This window comes from Streptomyces sp. NPDC127595 (assembly GCF_042671685.1).
In the GTDB taxonomy this organism is placed as follows: Bacteria; Actinomycetota; Actinomycetes; order Streptomycetales; family Streptomycetaceae; genus Streptomyces.
This window is the reverse complement of sequence record NZ_JBHXWK010000003.1, coordinates 15524-30793: the sequence shown is the minus strand read 5'-3', so window position 1 is coordinate 30793 and position 15270 is coordinate 15524. Positions and strand designations below refer to the sequence as shown.

Genomic DNA, 15270 nt, shown 5'->3' with positions numbered 1-15270 from the left:
TTTTTCGCCCCCTCCGCCCCTGCCCGTCCCTTGTTCCTGGGGGCTCCGCCCCCAGACCCCCGTATCGCTCTGAACGCGCTCGTGCTCAAACGCCGGACAGGCTAAAGATTTTCAGCCTGTCCGGCGTTTGAGGAGCGGGGTCTGGGGCGGAGGGGGCGAACTGCATCCATCAGCGGCTCCGCCGCGGGCCACCCCGCCCTCACCCCACATACCCGTCCGCCACCCCCAACGCCTCGTCCAGCACCGCGAGCCCCTCCTTGGCCTCCCCCTCGGTGATGTTGCACGGCGGCACGACATGGGTGCGGTTCATGTTGATGAAGGGCCACAGACCACCCGCCTTGGCGGCGGCGCCGAACGCGGCCATGGGCGCGTTGTCCACCCCGGCGGCGTTGTACGGCACCAGCGGCTCCCGCGTCTCCCGGTCCCGCACCAGCTCAAGGGCCCAGAACACCCCCGTACCCCGCACCTCCCCGACGCTCGGATGCCGCGAGGCAAGCTCCCGCAGCCCGGGCCCGATCACCGTCTCCCCGATGGACGCGGCCTGGTCGACGATCCCCTCCTCCTCCATCACGTTGATCGTGGCGACGGCGGCGGCACAGGCCAGCGGATGCCCGGAGTACGTCAGCCCGCCGGGGTACGGCCGCCGCGCGAAGGTCTCCGCGATCGCGCCGGAGATGGCGACACCGCCGAGCGGCACGTACCCGGAGTTCACCCCCTTCGCGAAGGTCAGCAGGTCCGGCGTCACGCCGTAGTGATCGGCGGCGAACCACTTCCCCGTACGCCCGAACCCGGCCATGACCTCGTCCAGGATGAAGACGATCCCGTATTGGTCGCAGAGCGCGCGCACCCCGGCGAGATAACCCGGCGGCGGCGTCATGATGCCCGCCGTACCCGGAATCGTCTCCAGGATCACGGCCGCGATCGTGCCGGGGCCCTCGAAGGCGATCGTGTCCTCGAGGTGCTGAAGCGCCCGCTCCGACTCCTGCTGCTCGGTCTCCGAGTGGAAGGGGGAGCGGTAGAGGAAGGGCCCCCAGAAGTGGACGACACCGGCCGCTCCGCTGTCGTTCGGCCAGCGTCTCGGGTCACCGGTGAGGTTGATCGCGGCGGAGGTGGCTCCGTGGTACGAGCGGTACGCGGAGAGGACCTTCGGGCGCCCGGTGTGCAGCCTGGCCATGCGCGTCGCGTTCTCGACCGCCTCCGCACCCCCGTTGGTGAAGAAGATCTTGTCCAGGTCGCCCGGGGTCCGCTCGGCGATCAGCCGGGCCGCCTCCGAACGCGCCTCCACGGCGAAGGCGGGCGCGAACGTGGACAGGGTCGCGGCCTGCTCCTGGATCGCGGCGACGACCTTCGGGTGCTGGTACCCGATGTTGGTGAAGACGAGCCCGCTGGTGAAGTCCAGATACCGCTTGCCGTCGTAGTCCCAGAAGTACGACCCCTCCGCACCGGCGACGGCGAGCGGGTCGATGAGCTCCTGCGCTGACCAGGAGTGGAACACATGCGCACGGTCCGCGGCCTTCACGGCGGCGCCGGCCTGGGGGTTGGGCTGAGGGGTCATGCGCCGCAGCGTAAATGTCCACGAGGTGGGCGCGATATCGGCGTCCTGTCTGCGGTCGGGGGCTTTCCACGACAGTCTGTCGGGCTTCAAGGGGAGGAGCGGTCCTCAGTCTGTCGGGCTTCAAGGGGAGGAGCGGTCCTCAGTCTGTCGGGCTTCACACAGAGGAGGGTCCTCCGAGCGTCTCTTGACAGCATGCTGTCTAAATGACAGCATGCTTACATAGTCACTCGCGCGCCCGGCCAAGGAGGAGCGATGAACCACAGCACGCCTGAGTTCAAGCCGTTCGAGCCGCTCAAGCCCGTACACCTCGCCGTCTACGACACCTACGCCGACTGGGAGACCGGTCACACCACCGCCTACCTCGCCCGCGCAGGCCGCGAGATCCGTGCCGTCGGCCCCACCCGGGAGCCCGTGACGACGGTCGGCGGCGTCCGTATCCAGCCCGACCTCGCCCTGGACGAGCTCCGCCCCGAGGACAGCTCGCTGCTGATCCTCACCGGCGCGGACCTCTGGGACACGGGCGACGACCTCGCCCCCTTCGCCCGCAAGGCCCGTGCGTTCCTCGACGCGGGCGTCCCCGTCGCCGCCATCTGCGGCGGCACCGCCGGCCTCGCCCGCGAAGGCCTGCTCGACGACCGCGCACACACCAGCGCCGTGTCCTTCTACCTCGCCGCCACCGGCTACCGGGGCGGCGAGCGGTACGTCGACACCGACGCCGTGACCGACGGCAATGTGGTCACGGCGGGCCCCACCGAACCCGTCGCCTTCGCCCGCGAGGTCTTCGGGCTTCTCGGTGTGTACGAGGGCGAGGTCCTTGACGCCTGGTACCGGCTGTTCCACGACTCCGACCCCGCCGCCTACGCCGTACTCGAAAAGGCCGGGCAGTGAGCCGGGCGCGCCAGGACCTGCTGAGCCGCAGCGCACTCGGCGTCTTCCGGCTCAACGGCCAATTCCTCTCCGTCGCCGAGGAGTTGGCCCGGCCCGCCGGACTCACCGCCGCCTGGTGGCAGGTGCTCGGCGCGGTGCTCCCCGAGCCGCTGCCCGTCTCCGGGATCGCCCGCGCGATGGGCATCACCCGCCAGAGCGTGCAGCGCATCGCCGACCTGCTGGTGGACAAGGACCTGGCCGAGTACCTCCCCAACCCCGCCCACCGGCGCGCCAAACTCCTCACCCCCACCGAGGAGGGCCGCGCCGCCATCACCAAGGTCGACCCCGGCCACGCGGACCTGGCCGACCGGCTGGCCGAGACTCTCGGAGAGGACGAATTCGCGGAGACCGTACGGGTGTTGGAACGCCTGTCGGCGGCGCTCGACGCCATGACTACGGACAGCGCCGCCGGTGTCACTGAAACGGAACACCCCGTTACGGAACCGTAGACACCGCTCCGCCCGCCTCCCCGTACGGCCGCACTATCCTCAGCCTGTCGCACAGGCACGGGGGAGGGTGGGCGCAACCATGGAGAAGCTGGGAGCTGGGGATCCGCAGCGCATCGGCGCGTATCGGCTGCTGGCGCGGCTCGGTGCCGGCGGGATGGGGCACGTGTATCTCGCCCGGTCCGACCGGGGGCGTACGGTCGCGGTCAAGCTGGTGCGCCGGGAGCTCGTCGAACAGGAGGAGTTCCGGGCGCGGTTCCGGCAGGAGGTGCTGGCCGCGCGGCGGGTCGGCGGCTACTGGACGGCGCCCGTCCTCGACGCGGACACCGAGGCCGAGATCCCCTGGCTGGCCACGGGCTATGTCGCCGGCCCCACCCTGCAGACCGTCGTGGGCCACGACCACGGGGCACTTCCCGAGCGGTCGGTACGCATCCTCGCGGCCGGGCTCGCGCACGCCCTCCAGGACATCCACGCCGCGGGGCTGATCCACCGGGACCTCAAACCCTCGAACGTCCTCGTCACCATCGACGGCCCCCGCGTCATTGACTTCGGGATCGCGCGCGCCCTGGAGACCGTGACCGAGAACGGCCTCACGCGCGCCGGAGCGCTCGTCGGCTCGCCCGGGTTCATGGCCCCCGAGCAGGTCCGCGGCGACCGCATCACGCCCGCGTGCGACGTGTTCTGCCTGGGCTCGGTCCTCGCGTACGCCACCACGGGCGTCCTTCCCTTCGGCAGTGCCGACTCCGGTGCGCACGCGATGATGTTCCGCATCGCGCAGGAGGAACCCGACCTGGAGGGGGTTCCGGAGGGCCTCGTCGACCTCGTACGCGCCTGCCTGCACAAGGATCCCGCCGCCCGGCCCGGCCTCGGCGAGATCCTGGAGCTGTCCGGGGCGGAGGACACCGTCCTGGACGGGCGTTCGCGCGATCCCTGGCTGCCGAGTGCGCTGGTGGCCCAACTCGGGCGGCATGCCGTGCAGTTGCTGGACACGGAGGATCCGGACGAGGGGCCGGGGTCGGGGGCCCCGACGACACGGCTGGGACGAGTCCCGGCCGCCCCGACCTCGACGCCGGCCCCGGCCCCGGCACCGACCCCGACTCCGGCTCCGGACCTGTCCAAGCCGCCGGGGCGGCCCGCGACTCCTCCCCAGCCCTCCCCGGAACGCGCTCCCACCCCGTCCGAAGGCCCGACCCCGCCCCCGCCGGGACGACCGGCTCCCGTGGAGCACCAGCCCACGATGATCGCGGGTACGGGTACGGGTACGGGTACGGGCCAGGCGCCGCCCCCGCCGGCTCCGCCGACCACCCCACACCCCACGTACGGCTATCCCCAGCAGTATCCGCATCCCCAGCAGCCTCCGTACGCGCAGCCGCAGCCCCCGGTGAGCCCGGCACAGCCCCCGCACCCCGCGTACGGCTATCCGCAGTCGGGCGGCTGGACCCAGCCGCCGGGGACAACGCCCCCGTACGGCCCCGGAGTTGCCCCCTTCTCTCCCTTCCCTCCCCAGCCCGACCGCTCGGGCAGGAGCAGCCGCTCCACCGCGGCCCTGATCGTGGTGGCGCTGGTCGTCGCCCTCGGCGCGGGCGGCTCCGTCTACGCGCTGATGAGCGGCGGCGGAAGCGACACGACCGACGACGCCAAGCCGTCGCCCGAGGCCAGCGCGCCCGTGACACCCGGCCCGGCCACGCCCGAACCGTCTCCGACCAGCGCAAGCGCCTCGCCCACGACGCAGGCGTCCGAGGGCGGCACGATTCCGGAGGCGTACCTCGGCACCTGGAGTTCCGGCATCGACAACGACTCGGGCTCCAACACCCGCCAACTGGTCATCCAGCAGGGCGAGGTGGGTGACACGGTCCTCTCGCTCACCGCGGACGGCCCGGCCGGCGGCGGCACATACCACTGTGTCTTCCAGGCCCCGCTGGCCGAGGCCCCGACCGCCGACGGGCCACTGGAGATCGGTCCCTCCAAGGTCACCGTCGGTGAACCGGCCGCCTCCTGCTCCCCGGGCGCCGCCTCCGAGGTCACGCTCCTCCCGGACGGCAGCCTGCGCCGCGTGAACACGGACACGGGCGAGTCGCTGACGTACACGAGGAGCAACTGACGTACCCCGCAAGGCCTGTGACGTACCCCGCAGGGCCTCTGACGTACACGAAGAGCAACTGACGTACCCCGCAGGGCCTCTGACGTACACGGAGCCCGTCTGGCGGCGCCTCAGTGAGTTCACCTGGCGTCTTCCGGACGTTCCCGCTCCGCGCCGTACCGTTTCCGGACCATCGGGCGCGGGGGAGTGGCTCAAGTGGAGTGGCTGAGCGCGGAGAACGTGGTGGCTGTCGGGACCGCTGTGATCGGTGTCGTCGCCTCCGCGGTGATGGTCTGGTACGAGCGCCGGGTGCCGCGCCGCTGGGGGCACCGCCCGCGCCCTTAAGGCAGTGGGGGAGGATCGGCTACCGGGTGCAGATGGACAACCCGGTGGGCGACGACGTGCGTTCGGGGCGTGCGAACGTCCGGCAGGGATGGTTCGACGAGGCGCCCGGCATGGCCGACGCCACCCTCGTGCTGCTGCGGATAGAGAACGACGGCTCGCAGAGTGTCGCAGGCGACGACTACACGAGCCGTGAACGGCACGGTGTGACCGCGGTGTTCACGGACCGCGTCATCCGGGGTGTGTCCGTCACCCAGCCGTCCGGCACCGACCACCTGATGGATCCCTTCACCCGCGCCGCGGGCTTCAACTACGAGGACAGCACGCTGCTCATCCCGCGCGTCCCGCTCAATCGGAGCGAGCACTTCAAGCTGCTGATGCTGCTCTACCGCGGCGAGATCAAGAGCTGGTCGGAGCTCGACGGACCCGACCTGCCCGTCCTCCTCGTCAGCCGGGACGCCAACTCCCGTACCCGGCAGGTCTTCCAGCGGCGCGTGCTGGGGCGCGGCGAGATCGCGAACTCCTCGCTGGACTGCGTCCACAAGGACGACCCGGCCGCCCCGGTCGTGCGCTGCGAACCCGACTCCACCGACCAGGTGCTGAGCACGGTGGCCGAGCTGCCCGGCGCGATCGGCTACAGCGAGCTGAACAACGCCAACGGCTTCGGCGGCCTGCACCGGATCGGCCTCGACGGGCACGACGCCTCCGTCGAGGACCTCGAACACGGCACCAGCGACTACCCGTACCGCGAGATCGAGTACGCCTGCACGTACGGCGCCTCGCCCGTCGACTCCGTCATCTCCAGCTTCCTCACCTATATCCGGGGCGCCGGCCAGGACGTGATCCGCACACACGGGCACCTGCCGTGCGGGACGCCGGTGGGGCTGAGGATCTGCGGCGAGGGCTGAGTCCGGGGTTGCTCTCACGGCGACGCACCCTTGCCGAGGCTTGTTGCGTACACAACCATTGCAGTGGCAGCCCAGCGGTTGACATCGGCCTCAGGAGGACGCATGCGCCACAGCAGGAGATCGATCCTGACCGCGACGGCGGCGGGTGCGGTGACGCTGGGAGCGACGGCACCTCCGGCGCAGGCGGCTCCCCCCGACTCCGCCTCAGGCTCCCGGCCGCCCGCGACCGCCCAGCCTCCCACCCGCGAACTCCGCACTCTCCTCAAGGAGATCGACCCCGCACGCATCGAGGCGACCGTCCGCAAGCTGGTCTCCTTCGGCACCCGCCACACCCTCTCCTCGCAGGACGACCCGGTACGGGGGATCGGCGCGGCACGCGACTGGATAGCTGCGGAGCTGCGGACGTACGCGGCGGGCTCCGGTGGCCGGATGACGGTCGAACTCCAGTCGTACGTCCAGGAACCGGCATCCGGTATCCCCACCCCGACCCGCATCACGAACATCGTCGCGACCCTGCGCGGTTCGGTCACACCGGAGCGCGTGTACGTCGTCTCCGGCCACTACGACTCGCGGGTCACCGACCTGATGGACGCCACCTCGGACGCGCCGGGCGCGGACGACGACGCGTCCGGGGTGGCGCTGGCGATGGAACTCGCCCGTGTGCTGGCCCGCCGCCGCCCCGCCTCGACGATCGTCTTCGCGGCGGTCGCGGGGGAGGAACAGGGTTTGTACGGAGCCGCATACATGGCGCAGCTCTACAAGGCGGCCGGTGCGGACGTCCAGGGCATGTTCACCAACGACATCATCGGCAGCTCCACCGCGGACGACGGCACACGGGACCCGTACACAATCCGCCTCTTCGCCGAGGGCGTGCCCACCTCCGAGACCCCGGCGCAGGCCGCGACGCGCCGCTCGGTGGGCGGTGAGAACGACTCTCCCTCCCGCCAACTGGCCAGGTTCGTCAGGGATGTCGGTGACAACGACGCGACCGGGATGCACGTGCGGGTCATCTACCGCCGCGACCGTTACCGCCGGGGCGGCGACCACATCCCCTTCCTCGAACGGGCCTACCCCGCCGCCCGTTTCACCGAGCCCGCCGAGGACTTCGCCCACCAGCACCAGGACGTACGCGTCGACGAGAACGGCCAACAGTTCGGCGACCTCCCGGAGTTCTGTGACTTCGCGTTCATCACGCGCGTCGCGAAGGTCAACGCGGCAGCCCTGTGGACTCTGGCCCAGGCCCCGGGAACCCCACGCGACGCGAAGATCATCACCTCCACCCTCACCAACTCCACCAAGCTGGTCTGGACCCGCGGCCCCGAGCCCGACCTCGCCGGCTACGAGGTCGTCTGGCGCGAGACCACCGCCCCCGAGTGGACCCACGTGCTCCCCGCCGGCGACGTCACGACCTACGAGGTCGACCTCTCCAAGGACAACGTCTTCTTCGGCGTACGAGCGGTGAGCCACACGGGAGCGAGAAGCCCGGTGGCGTTCCCGACGCCGCAGGTGTGAACGTCTTCAGCCCGTCCGGCGTTTGTCCGCGATGTGGTGCATCCCGATCCCCCACCCACCCGTGGGGGCGGCGTTTTCAGCCCGTCCGGCGTTTGAGGACGGGGCCGTTCAGGCCGAAGCGGGGGGGGTCTGGGGGCGCAGCCCCCAGGAACAAGGGACGGGCAGGGGCGGAGGGGGCGAAAAAACTCCACCCCAGCCTCCCCCCGGGGCGCTACCGCGGCTCCGGCGGCCGCTGCCGAGGCATGTTCGGCCGAGTCCCCGGCGGCAACGGGAGCCGCCCCGGCGGCGCCCCCTCGGCCCGGGGAGCCCCGCCCACCGCCGACTGGATCCCCATAGGCGCAGACCCCGTCCGGAACTCCACCATCCAGTCCGCCGTCTCCGCCCGCACCAACTCCGTCACATCATCCGAAAACCGCCGCAGCACCCCAAGACACCGATCCGCGGCCTCACTGGCCGTCCCCTCCGTCGGCCCCAGAACCTCCCGCACACTCTCGGACGCCCAGTCGAACTGGAGCACCTGGAGCCGCCGCTGCACCGCCTGCGCCGTGGCCACGTCCCTTATCCACCCGGACGTCACCCCGAAGAACCGGTCACCCGCCACGCACGCACCCCCGAGCAGCAGCGCCAGATACCCCCAGGGGGCAACCCCGCCGACCACACCCGTGAGGTCGAGCAACGGCAGGGCGGCCCCGGCGACAGCGCCCAGCGCGGCCCCGCACCGCAGCACCCGCGCCCCGCGCCGCTTCCGTACCCGGTCCGCGAGATACCAGGAAGCCGTGTCGAGCGCCCCGCGCTCCACCCACCGGTACAGCTCGTCGAGCCGCTCCGCGGGCTCGCCCCAGTCCCCGAGCGGAAACGGCCGCCCGGTCAGGTCGCCGCCCGGCCGGGCCCCCGCGGCGCCGTCGTCGCGCCCGCCCGGCCCGCCCCGGCCGTCCTGGGGCGGCCCCTCGGGCTGCATCTCCGGCTGGCTCACCCGGCACTCCCTACTGACGACGGTGATGACGTTCCGTGACGTCACGTGACGCATGATGCAGGAGCGTCGCACCCTTCTTACCGCCCAATGGGTGGCGATGGCCCGGGTTTCACCGCTTTTCCGACCGGAAGTGGGGCTTGATCAGGTATAGGCTTCCGGACCGTCTCACTCGAAAGAGTGCTTGAGCGACGGACCGGCCGACCACGTAGGCTCGTGCCGAGAGGGAAAACCCGTACTCGAAGCCGTACTCACAGCCGTACTCGAAGCGGTATGACAACCCCACTCACAACTGCACTCACATCCGCACTTCCAGCCGTACGAACCAGGAGCTGATCGTGATTCCCGGTGGTGGCCAGCCCAACATGCAGCAGCTGCTCCAGCAGGCCCAGAAGATGCAGCAGGACCTCGCGAACGCGCAGGAGGAACTCGCGCGCACCGAGGTCGACGGTCAGGCGGGCGGCGGCCTGGTGAAGGCGACGGTGACGGGCTCCGGTGAGCTGAGGGCCCTGGTCATCGACCCGAAGGCCGTGGACCCGGACGACACCGAAACCCTCGCGGACCTGGTCGTCGCGGCGGTCCAGGCGGCGAACGAGAACGCGCAGGCGCTCCAGCAGCAGAAGCTCGGCCCGCTCGCCCAGGGCCTCGGCGGCGGCAGCGGTATCCCCGGCCTGCCGTTCTGAGACACAGGGTGCCGATTGAGACACGGCCTGCCGTTCTGAGACGTGGCCTGCCTTTCTAAGAAGGGCAACGGCCAACTACGGTACGTACGTACCGCCCAAGCACGCACGTGAGGACCCAGGAAAGGCAGTCCGTTGTACGAAGGCGTGGTCCAGGACCTCATCGACGAGTTGGGGCGGCTCCCCGGCGTCGGTCCCAAGAGCGCGCAGCGGATCGCCTTCCACATCCTCCAGGCCGAGCCGACGGACGTCCGCCGTCTCGCGCAGTGCCTGATGGAGGCCAAGGCGAAGGTCCGCTTCTGCGCGACCTGCGGGAACGTCGCGCAGGAGGAGCTGTGCAACATCTGCCGCGACCCGCGCCGTGACCTGTCGGTCATCTGCGTGGTCGAGGAGTCGAAGGACGTCGTGGCGGTCGAGCGCACGCGTGAATTCCGGGGCAAGTACCACGTCCTGGGCGGCGCGATCAGCCCGATCGAGGGTGTCGGCCCCGACGACCTGCGCATAAGGGAACTGCTGGCCCGCCTGGCCGACGGTGTGGTCACGGAGCTGATCCTCGCCACGGACCCGAACCTGGAGGGCGAGGCCACGGCCACGTACCTCGCCCGCATGATCAAGCCAATGGGCCTCAAGGTCACCCGCCTGGCCAGCGGCCTCCCGGTGGGTGGCGACCTGGAATACGCGGACGAGGTCACGCTCGGCCGCGCCTTCGAGGGGAGACGACTCCTAGATGTCTGACGCCACGCTTCACGCGACCAGCCAGGACCCGGACGACTTCGTGGTCCAGATCGCGGACCAGGTGGAGAGCTTCCTGGTCGCCGTCTCCGAGGTGGCGAAGGGCGACGAGCCGGACTCGGCGGTCCCCTTCCTCCTCCTGGAGGTCTCCCAGCTCCTGCTGGCCGGCGGCCGCCTCGGCGCGCACGAGGACATCCTTCCCGACGAGCGCTACGAGCCCGACCTGGGCCCGGAGCCCGATGTGGACGACCTCCGCGAGCGCCTGGCGGTGATGCTGGAGCCGATCGACGTCTACTCGGAGGTCTTCGACCCCTACGAGCCGCGCAAGGCCCCGGTCCCGGCCCGCATCTCCGACGACCTCGCCGACGTCATCGCCGACCTCCGCCACGGCATGGCCCACTACCGCGCCGGCCGCACCACCGAAGCCCTCTGGTGGTGGCAGTTCTCCTACTTCTCCAACTGGGGCTCCACCGCCTCCGCCACCCTCCGCGCCCTCCAGTCCGTAGTGGCCCACGTCCGCCTCAACCAGCCCCTCGAAGAACTGGACGGCCTCGACACCGACCAGGACCTCGGCGAGGACGCCCTCGCGGAGGCTGCCGGCAAGGTCATGGCGGAGGAGATCGCGGAGCCGTTGGGGCTTCGGACGGTCAAGTAACCGACGGGTCGGAGAGGCGTACGGTCCGTGTGGGCCACCATCTCCGGGAGATCCGCGAGGAGCAGGGGCTGACGCAGGCTCAGGTGGCCGGGCCGGTGATCACTGTGACGATCGATACGCGCGACGCGTCTGACGGAACCGGGCATCCCCGGTTCCGCGGCTCCCGTCAGGCAGCCACAGTGCGACCAGTGCACTCATCCCGCGGCTGCGGTCGCCCGTGGCCGGTCTCCCAGCCGTTCCTGGATCCGCTTCAGCTCCTGCGGGCCGCGGGGGGCGCCTTCGCGATCGCGCCGCGCCACCTCCTCGCGGACCAGCGGGATGACGTACCGTCCGAAGTCGATGGCGTCGCCGAGCAGGTCGTAGCCGCGGGCGGAGATGATGTCGACGCCCAGGTCGTAGTAGTCGAGCAGGGCCTGGGCGACGGTCTCGGGAGTGCCGACTAGGGCGTTGGAGTTGCCCTCTCCGCCGGTGGCCGCCGAGGTGGGGGTCCACAGGGCGCGGTCGAAGCGCTCGCCCCGCGCGGCGATGGCGATGAGCCGCTGCGCGCCGGTGTTCTCCGGGGCGTCCGGGTGGTGCCCGCGGGCCGCGCTGCGGCCCGCCGAGCGGCGCTCCCGGATGGCGGCGACCGTGCGGTGCGCCTTCTCCCAGGCCAGTTCCTCGGTGGACGCGAGGATCGGCCGGAACGCCGCCTGGATGCGCGGCGTTCCGGCGCGGCCCGCCGCACGTGCCGCCTCGCGCACCGACTCGATCTGCTGGGCCGTCTCCGCGAGCGGCTCCCCCCACAGGCAGTAGATGTCCGCCTCGGCGCCGCCCGCTGCGTAGGCGGCGGGCGACGAACCTCCGAACGAGACTGCCGGGTAAGGCTGTTGGACGGGGAACACATCGCTGACGTAGTCGTGGAAGCTGTAGTACTCGCCCTCGTGGTCGAACGCCTCGCGCCGAGTCCACACCTTCTTGACGATCTCGATGTACTCCCGGGTACGGCTGTAGCGCTGGTCCTTGGTGAGGGTGTCGCCCTCGCGCTGCTGCTCGTGGTCGTTGCCGCCGGTGATGAAGTGGACGGCGAGCCGTCCGTCGCTGATCTGGTCCAGCGTCGCGAAGGTGCGCGCCGCGTAGGTGGGATAGGAGACGTTCGGCCGGTGCGCCAGCAGGATCTGCAAGCGGTCCACCTTCGCGGCGAGGTACGCCGCCGCCGGCGTGGGAATCGGCGTGTCGGACCCGTACGCGAACAACACCCGGTCCCAGCCGTGGTCCTCGTGCGCCCGCGCGAGCCTGAGCGTGTACTCCTTGTCGAACGAGGCGCCGGAGCGAGCCGTCGTCTCGGAGGCGTTGTTGGTGTACGCGATGCCGAGGAATTCCACAGGCATGACAAAGCCCTTCGTGTGCGGACGGCGGCGGGAGATCCATTCAGCACCGGGCCCCGCGACCCGTCAACCACAGGAGAGCACCGGTGGGAACGCTGCCACACACTGTTCATGACTCCGCAGCAGTGCATTCGTAATCGTTTGGTCAGGTAACTGTTGGGACAGGAAACGGTTCGACCAGGCAACTGTCTTTCAGGCAACTGTCTTTCTCATCCCTGGTGTTGACGAAAGGATTTCCATGGCCCAGCTGGCCGTCTTCGACCTGGACGGAACACTTGTCGACACGCCGCGCGCGATCGTCGAGACGTTCTCCGCAACGTTCGGGTCTCTGGGTGTCGCGGTTCCCGACGCCTCGGACATACGGGCCACGATCGGGCTTCCCCTGGAGCAGGGCTTCGGCCGGCTCCTGGGACTCGCCACGGACCACGAACTGGTGACCCGTGGGGTGGGCCAGTACCAGGTCCACTTCAAGGAACTCGTCCTGCCCCGTGCGCCCGAGCTGCTCTTCACCGGCGTCGTCGAGGGACTGGACACCCTGCGCGACAGGGGAGTCACCCTCGCGGTCGCCACCAGCAAGTTCCACGCCAGCGCGGACGCCCTGCTGACCGCGGCCGGCCTGCGCGACCACTTCGCACTCGTCGTGGGCGCGGACGAGGTCACCCACCCCAAACCCCACCCGGAATCAGGGCGGTTGGTACTCGACACCCTCGGCATTCCCGCCGAGCGCGCCGTGATGGTCGGCGACACCACGCACGACCTGAAGATGGCGAACGCCGCGGGCCTGCGATCGATCGCCGTCACCTACGGCATCCACGACGCGGCCGAGCTGGCGACCGCGGAGCCGACGTGGATCGTGGACACCTTCGACGAGGTCGTCGCACACCTCGGCACCGCACTGACGGCTCCGGCAGAGGAGTCCACCGTATGACCACTCGAGCAACCGACTGGCTCCTGGCGATCGCGGGCGGCGTCCTCCTGACGCTGATGACCGAGTTCAACGGCCAACTGGCGCACCATACGACCGCCGTGTACGCCTCCTGGGTCGCCCATGGCCTCGGCGCCGTGGTCGCCCTGGTACTGGTCGCCGCGACCGCACGCGCCGTGAGCCGGCCGAAGCCGCCGTCGCTCCCGGCGGAAGCGGACCGGGCGCCGCTCTGGTTCTACCTCGGCGGCATCCTGGGCGCCTTCGTCGTGATCCTCTCGGCGACCAGCGTGAACAGCTCGCTGGCCCTGTCCGGGACCACCGCCCTGATGCTGACCGGGCAGGTCCTGTTCGGCGTCGCGTCGGACCGGCTGGGCCTGCTGCGCATCCCGAAACGCCGCATCACCGCCACCGACCTGGGGACAGCCGCACTCGTCCTCGCGGGCAGTGCACTGATCGTCCTCGGCGGAGCGTAAAAGGTGACCCTTTATGTCCTACTGGCGCTGCTCAACGGCGTCCTCATCGGTACGAGCCGTGCCGTCAACGGCCAACTCAGCACGCGCGTGGGCCCGTTCAAGGCCTCGGTGTGGAATCACGCGGTGGGGTTCGCCTTCCTGACCGTGGTCCTGTTCGCGCTGTCCAGCTGGCCGAACTCGGGATCGGCGCCCGTCGCCGCCTACCTGGGCGGAGCGGTCGGCGCCCTCTTCGTCGCCGTCAACAGCCATGTGTTCCCCCGCCTCGGCGCGATGAACGCCTCGCTGCTTGTGATCAGCGGCCAGGTGCTCTCCGCGGTCACCATCGACTGCATCCAGGAGAAGTCGGCCCCCTCCGCCATCAGACTCCTGGGTGTCGTCCTCGTCCTCGCGGGGCTCTCGCTGCCCCGGCTGACCGCCCAGATCCGCAGGAACAGGAAGGAGACGCAGGAATGCCCGAGCAAGACGGAGCAGCCGGAGTCCGCGACCACGACGGAGACCGGGACGACGACCGAGAGCGGAAGCTCGTCGACGACCTCCTGAACGACCGCACGTACCACATCGAGTTCAACGGCCACCTCACCAACCACGCCAAGCACGCCGTCGTCGCGCTCGCCGGGCTCGGTGTGCCCGCGCAGCAGATCAAGGCGTACTACGACAACTACGCCGCGCTCACCACGTACGGATACGGCCTCGAACCACCCAAGCCCGACCGGCACACCATCACCGAGGACAACTGGCGCCAGTACCTGGGGCAGCGCACCAGCTTCTGGTCGTACACCGACTTCTTCGACGCGCGCGAGCGGGAGCTCGGTCTCGACGAGGTGCTGCGCCGCTACGTGCCCGAGCTGCTGACCGGCTGGGTGGGCGCCTTCACCCACGCCACCATCCACCTCGGATGGGCACTGGACGTGGGCAACCGCTGGATGGCGATCGAAGGCCTGGCGTACATGGCGTTCACGTACGTCGACTGTCACCCCGAACGTTCGACGGGCCCGGCCACGGACGACGCGTCCCCGGCCGACTCCCTGTTGCGCCTCGCGGGGGAGTGGGACGACCGCCGGGACGAGCTCACCCAGTGGGTCGCAGAGGTCCTCGCCGACACCTCGCCCGTCGAGGACGGCCGCATCCACCCCGAACTCCTGCGCTCCGGGCTGCAGTTCCGCATCGCCCGCACCTTGGACGCGGGGCATCCGCTGATCCATGCCGAGCCGGGCTGGCTCAAGGACGGCACGCCGGACTGGGACGCGCTGTACTACGCGGTCACCCTGCTCTACCTGTCGCAGCCCGGGGACTTCGTGCTGCTCCACCTGATCACCTCGCTGCACGCCGTGGAGCAGATCAGCCGACGGCTGCCCGCCGGCGAACACCGCCGCGCGGTCCACTGTTTCTGGACCGGGCTGCTCGGCACCGTCTTCTCCGGCGGCAGCTTCCCCCGCCGGCCCAAGCTCGCCGCACTGCACGGCCTCTTCGAGGACGCCGCCGACAGCGGTGCGGACGAGGCGCGGCAGCAGGACTGGCGCACGATCGTCGCCAGGGCCGTGCTGGAAGAGGAAGAGCACAACCCCAAGCTCGTCTACGTACTGCGGCGAGTGTGGGAACGCACCGGCCGCCGCTCCGTCTACCGCGTCGCGGCAGGCCAGTTCACCGCCACACCGGAGCTTCCTCCCACCTTCGAGGAGCCCCCCACCGAATAAGCACCGG

At 70.5% G+C, this 15270-nt stretch carries 14 protein-coding genes and 1 pseudogene; 12 read left to right on the top strand and 3 right to left on the bottom strand.

Annotation, left to right across the window (positions count from 1 at the left end; genetic code table 11):
• Positions 1-199 precede the first annotated feature (199 nt).
• Complete coding sequence (locus ACFVKT_RS11195) at positions 200-1555, bottom strand: aspartate aminotransferase family protein (protein WP_385730024.1); 1356 nt, start codon at positions 1553-1555, stop codon at positions 200-202.
• 252 nt (positions 1556-1807) lie between these two features.
• Between ACFVKT_RS11195 and ACFVKT_RS11190 the strand changes: the two genes are divergently transcribed.
• The 5 genes and pseudogenes from ACFVKT_RS11190 to ACFVKT_RS11170 all read left to right on the top strand — a co-directional run bounded on the left by ACFVKT_RS11190 (position 1808) and on the right by ACFVKT_RS11170 (position 7770).
• Positions 1808-2443 (top strand): type 1 glutamine amidotransferase family protein, encoded by a 636-nt coding sequence (locus ACFVKT_RS11190; protein WP_385730022.1) that lies wholly within the window; start codon positions 1808-1810, stop codon positions 2441-2443.
• Positions 2440-2931, top strand: a complete 492-nt coding sequence (locus ACFVKT_RS11185; protein WP_385730020.1) for a MarR family winged helix-turn-helix transcriptional regulator — start codon at positions 2440-2442, stop codon at positions 2929-2931. The genes ACFVKT_RS11190 and ACFVKT_RS11185 overlap by 4 nt, the downstream gene beginning before the upstream one ends.
• A gap of 79 nt (positions 2932-3010) precedes the next feature.
• Positions 3011-5029 (top strand): protein kinase, encoded by a 2019-nt coding sequence (locus ACFVKT_RS11180; protein WP_385730018.1) that lies wholly within the window; start codon positions 3011-3013, stop codon positions 5027-5029.
• A gap of 195 nt (positions 5030-5224) precedes the next feature.
• Positions 5225-6258 (top strand): annotated as a pseudogene (locus ACFVKT_RS11175) (substrate-binding domain-containing protein).
• 102 nt (positions 6259-6360) lie between these two features.
• The gene (locus ACFVKT_RS11170; protein WP_385730016.1) at positions 6361-7770 is read left to right on the top strand and encodes a M20/M25/M40 family metallo-hydrolase; all 1410 of its coding nucleotides are present in this window, start codon (positions 6361-6363) and stop codon (positions 7768-7770) included.
• A gap of 211 nt (positions 7771-7981) precedes the next feature.
• Here ACFVKT_RS11170 and ACFVKT_RS11165 read toward each other — a convergent pair whose 3' ends face one another.
• On the bottom strand, positions 7982-8743 hold the full coding sequence (locus ACFVKT_RS11165; protein ID WP_385730014.1) for an SLATT domain-containing protein: 762 nt from the start codon (positions 8741-8743) through the stop codon (positions 7982-7984).
• Between the two features lie 335 nt (positions 8744-9078).
• Between ACFVKT_RS11165 and ACFVKT_RS11160 the strand changes: the two genes are divergently transcribed.
• From ACFVKT_RS11160 to ACFVKT_RS11150, 3 genes are all read left to right on the top strand, one after another.
• Positions 9079-9423, top strand: a complete 345-nt coding sequence (locus tag ACFVKT_RS11160; protein WP_384381551.1) for a YbaB/EbfC family nucleoid-associated protein — start codon at positions 9079-9081, stop codon at positions 9421-9423.
• Between the two features lie 132 nt (positions 9424-9555).
• The gene (gene recR / locus ACFVKT_RS11155; RefSeq protein WP_326721624.1) at positions 9556-10155 is read left to right on the top strand and encodes a recombination mediator RecR; all 600 of its coding nucleotides are present in this window, start codon (positions 9556-9558) and stop codon (positions 10153-10155) included.
• Complete coding sequence (locus ACFVKT_RS11150; protein ID WP_385730011.1) at positions 10148-10807, top strand: DUF5063 domain-containing protein; 660 nt, start codon at positions 10148-10150, stop codon at positions 10805-10807. Before recR ends, ACFVKT_RS11150 begins: the two co-directional genes overlap by 8 nt.
• 194 nt (positions 10808-11001) lie before the next feature.
• Here ACFVKT_RS11150 and ACFVKT_RS11145 read toward each other — a convergent pair whose 3' ends face one another.
• Entirely contained in the window at positions 11002-12174 is a 1173-nt protein-coding gene (locus ACFVKT_RS11145) for an LLM class flavin-dependent oxidoreductase (protein WP_385730009.1), read from the bottom strand.
• 235 nt (positions 12175-12409) lie between these two features.
• On the opposite strand from ACFVKT_RS11145, the gene ACFVKT_RS11140 reads away from it, so the two are divergent.
• The 4 genes from ACFVKT_RS11140 to ACFVKT_RS11125 are packed head-to-tail and all read left to right on the top strand — an operon-like array spanning position 12410 to position 15263.
• On the top strand, positions 12410-13099 hold the full coding sequence (locus ACFVKT_RS11140; RefSeq protein WP_385730007.1) for an HAD family hydrolase: 690 nt from the start codon (positions 12410-12412) through the stop codon (positions 13097-13099).
• Entirely contained in the window at positions 13096-13569 is a 474-nt protein-coding gene (locus ACFVKT_RS11135; RefSeq protein WP_385730005.1) for a DMT family transporter, read from the top strand. The genes ACFVKT_RS11140 and ACFVKT_RS11135 overlap by 4 nt, the downstream gene beginning before the upstream one ends.
• 3 nt (positions 13570-13572) lie before the next feature.
• Positions 13573-14109 carry a DMT family transporter gene (locus tag ACFVKT_RS11130; protein ID WP_385730003.1) on the top strand — a complete coding sequence of 179 codons (537 nt, stop codon included), beginning with the start codon at positions 13573-13575 and terminating at the stop codon, positions 14107-14109.
• Positions 14019-15263, top strand: coding sequence for a questin oxidase family protein (locus tag ACFVKT_RS11125; protein ID WP_385730001.1), 1245 nt, complete (start codon positions 14019-14021; stop codon positions 15261-15263). Before ACFVKT_RS11130 ends, ACFVKT_RS11125 begins: the two co-directional genes overlap by 91 nt.
• Positions 15264-15270: the final 7 nt, after the last annotated feature.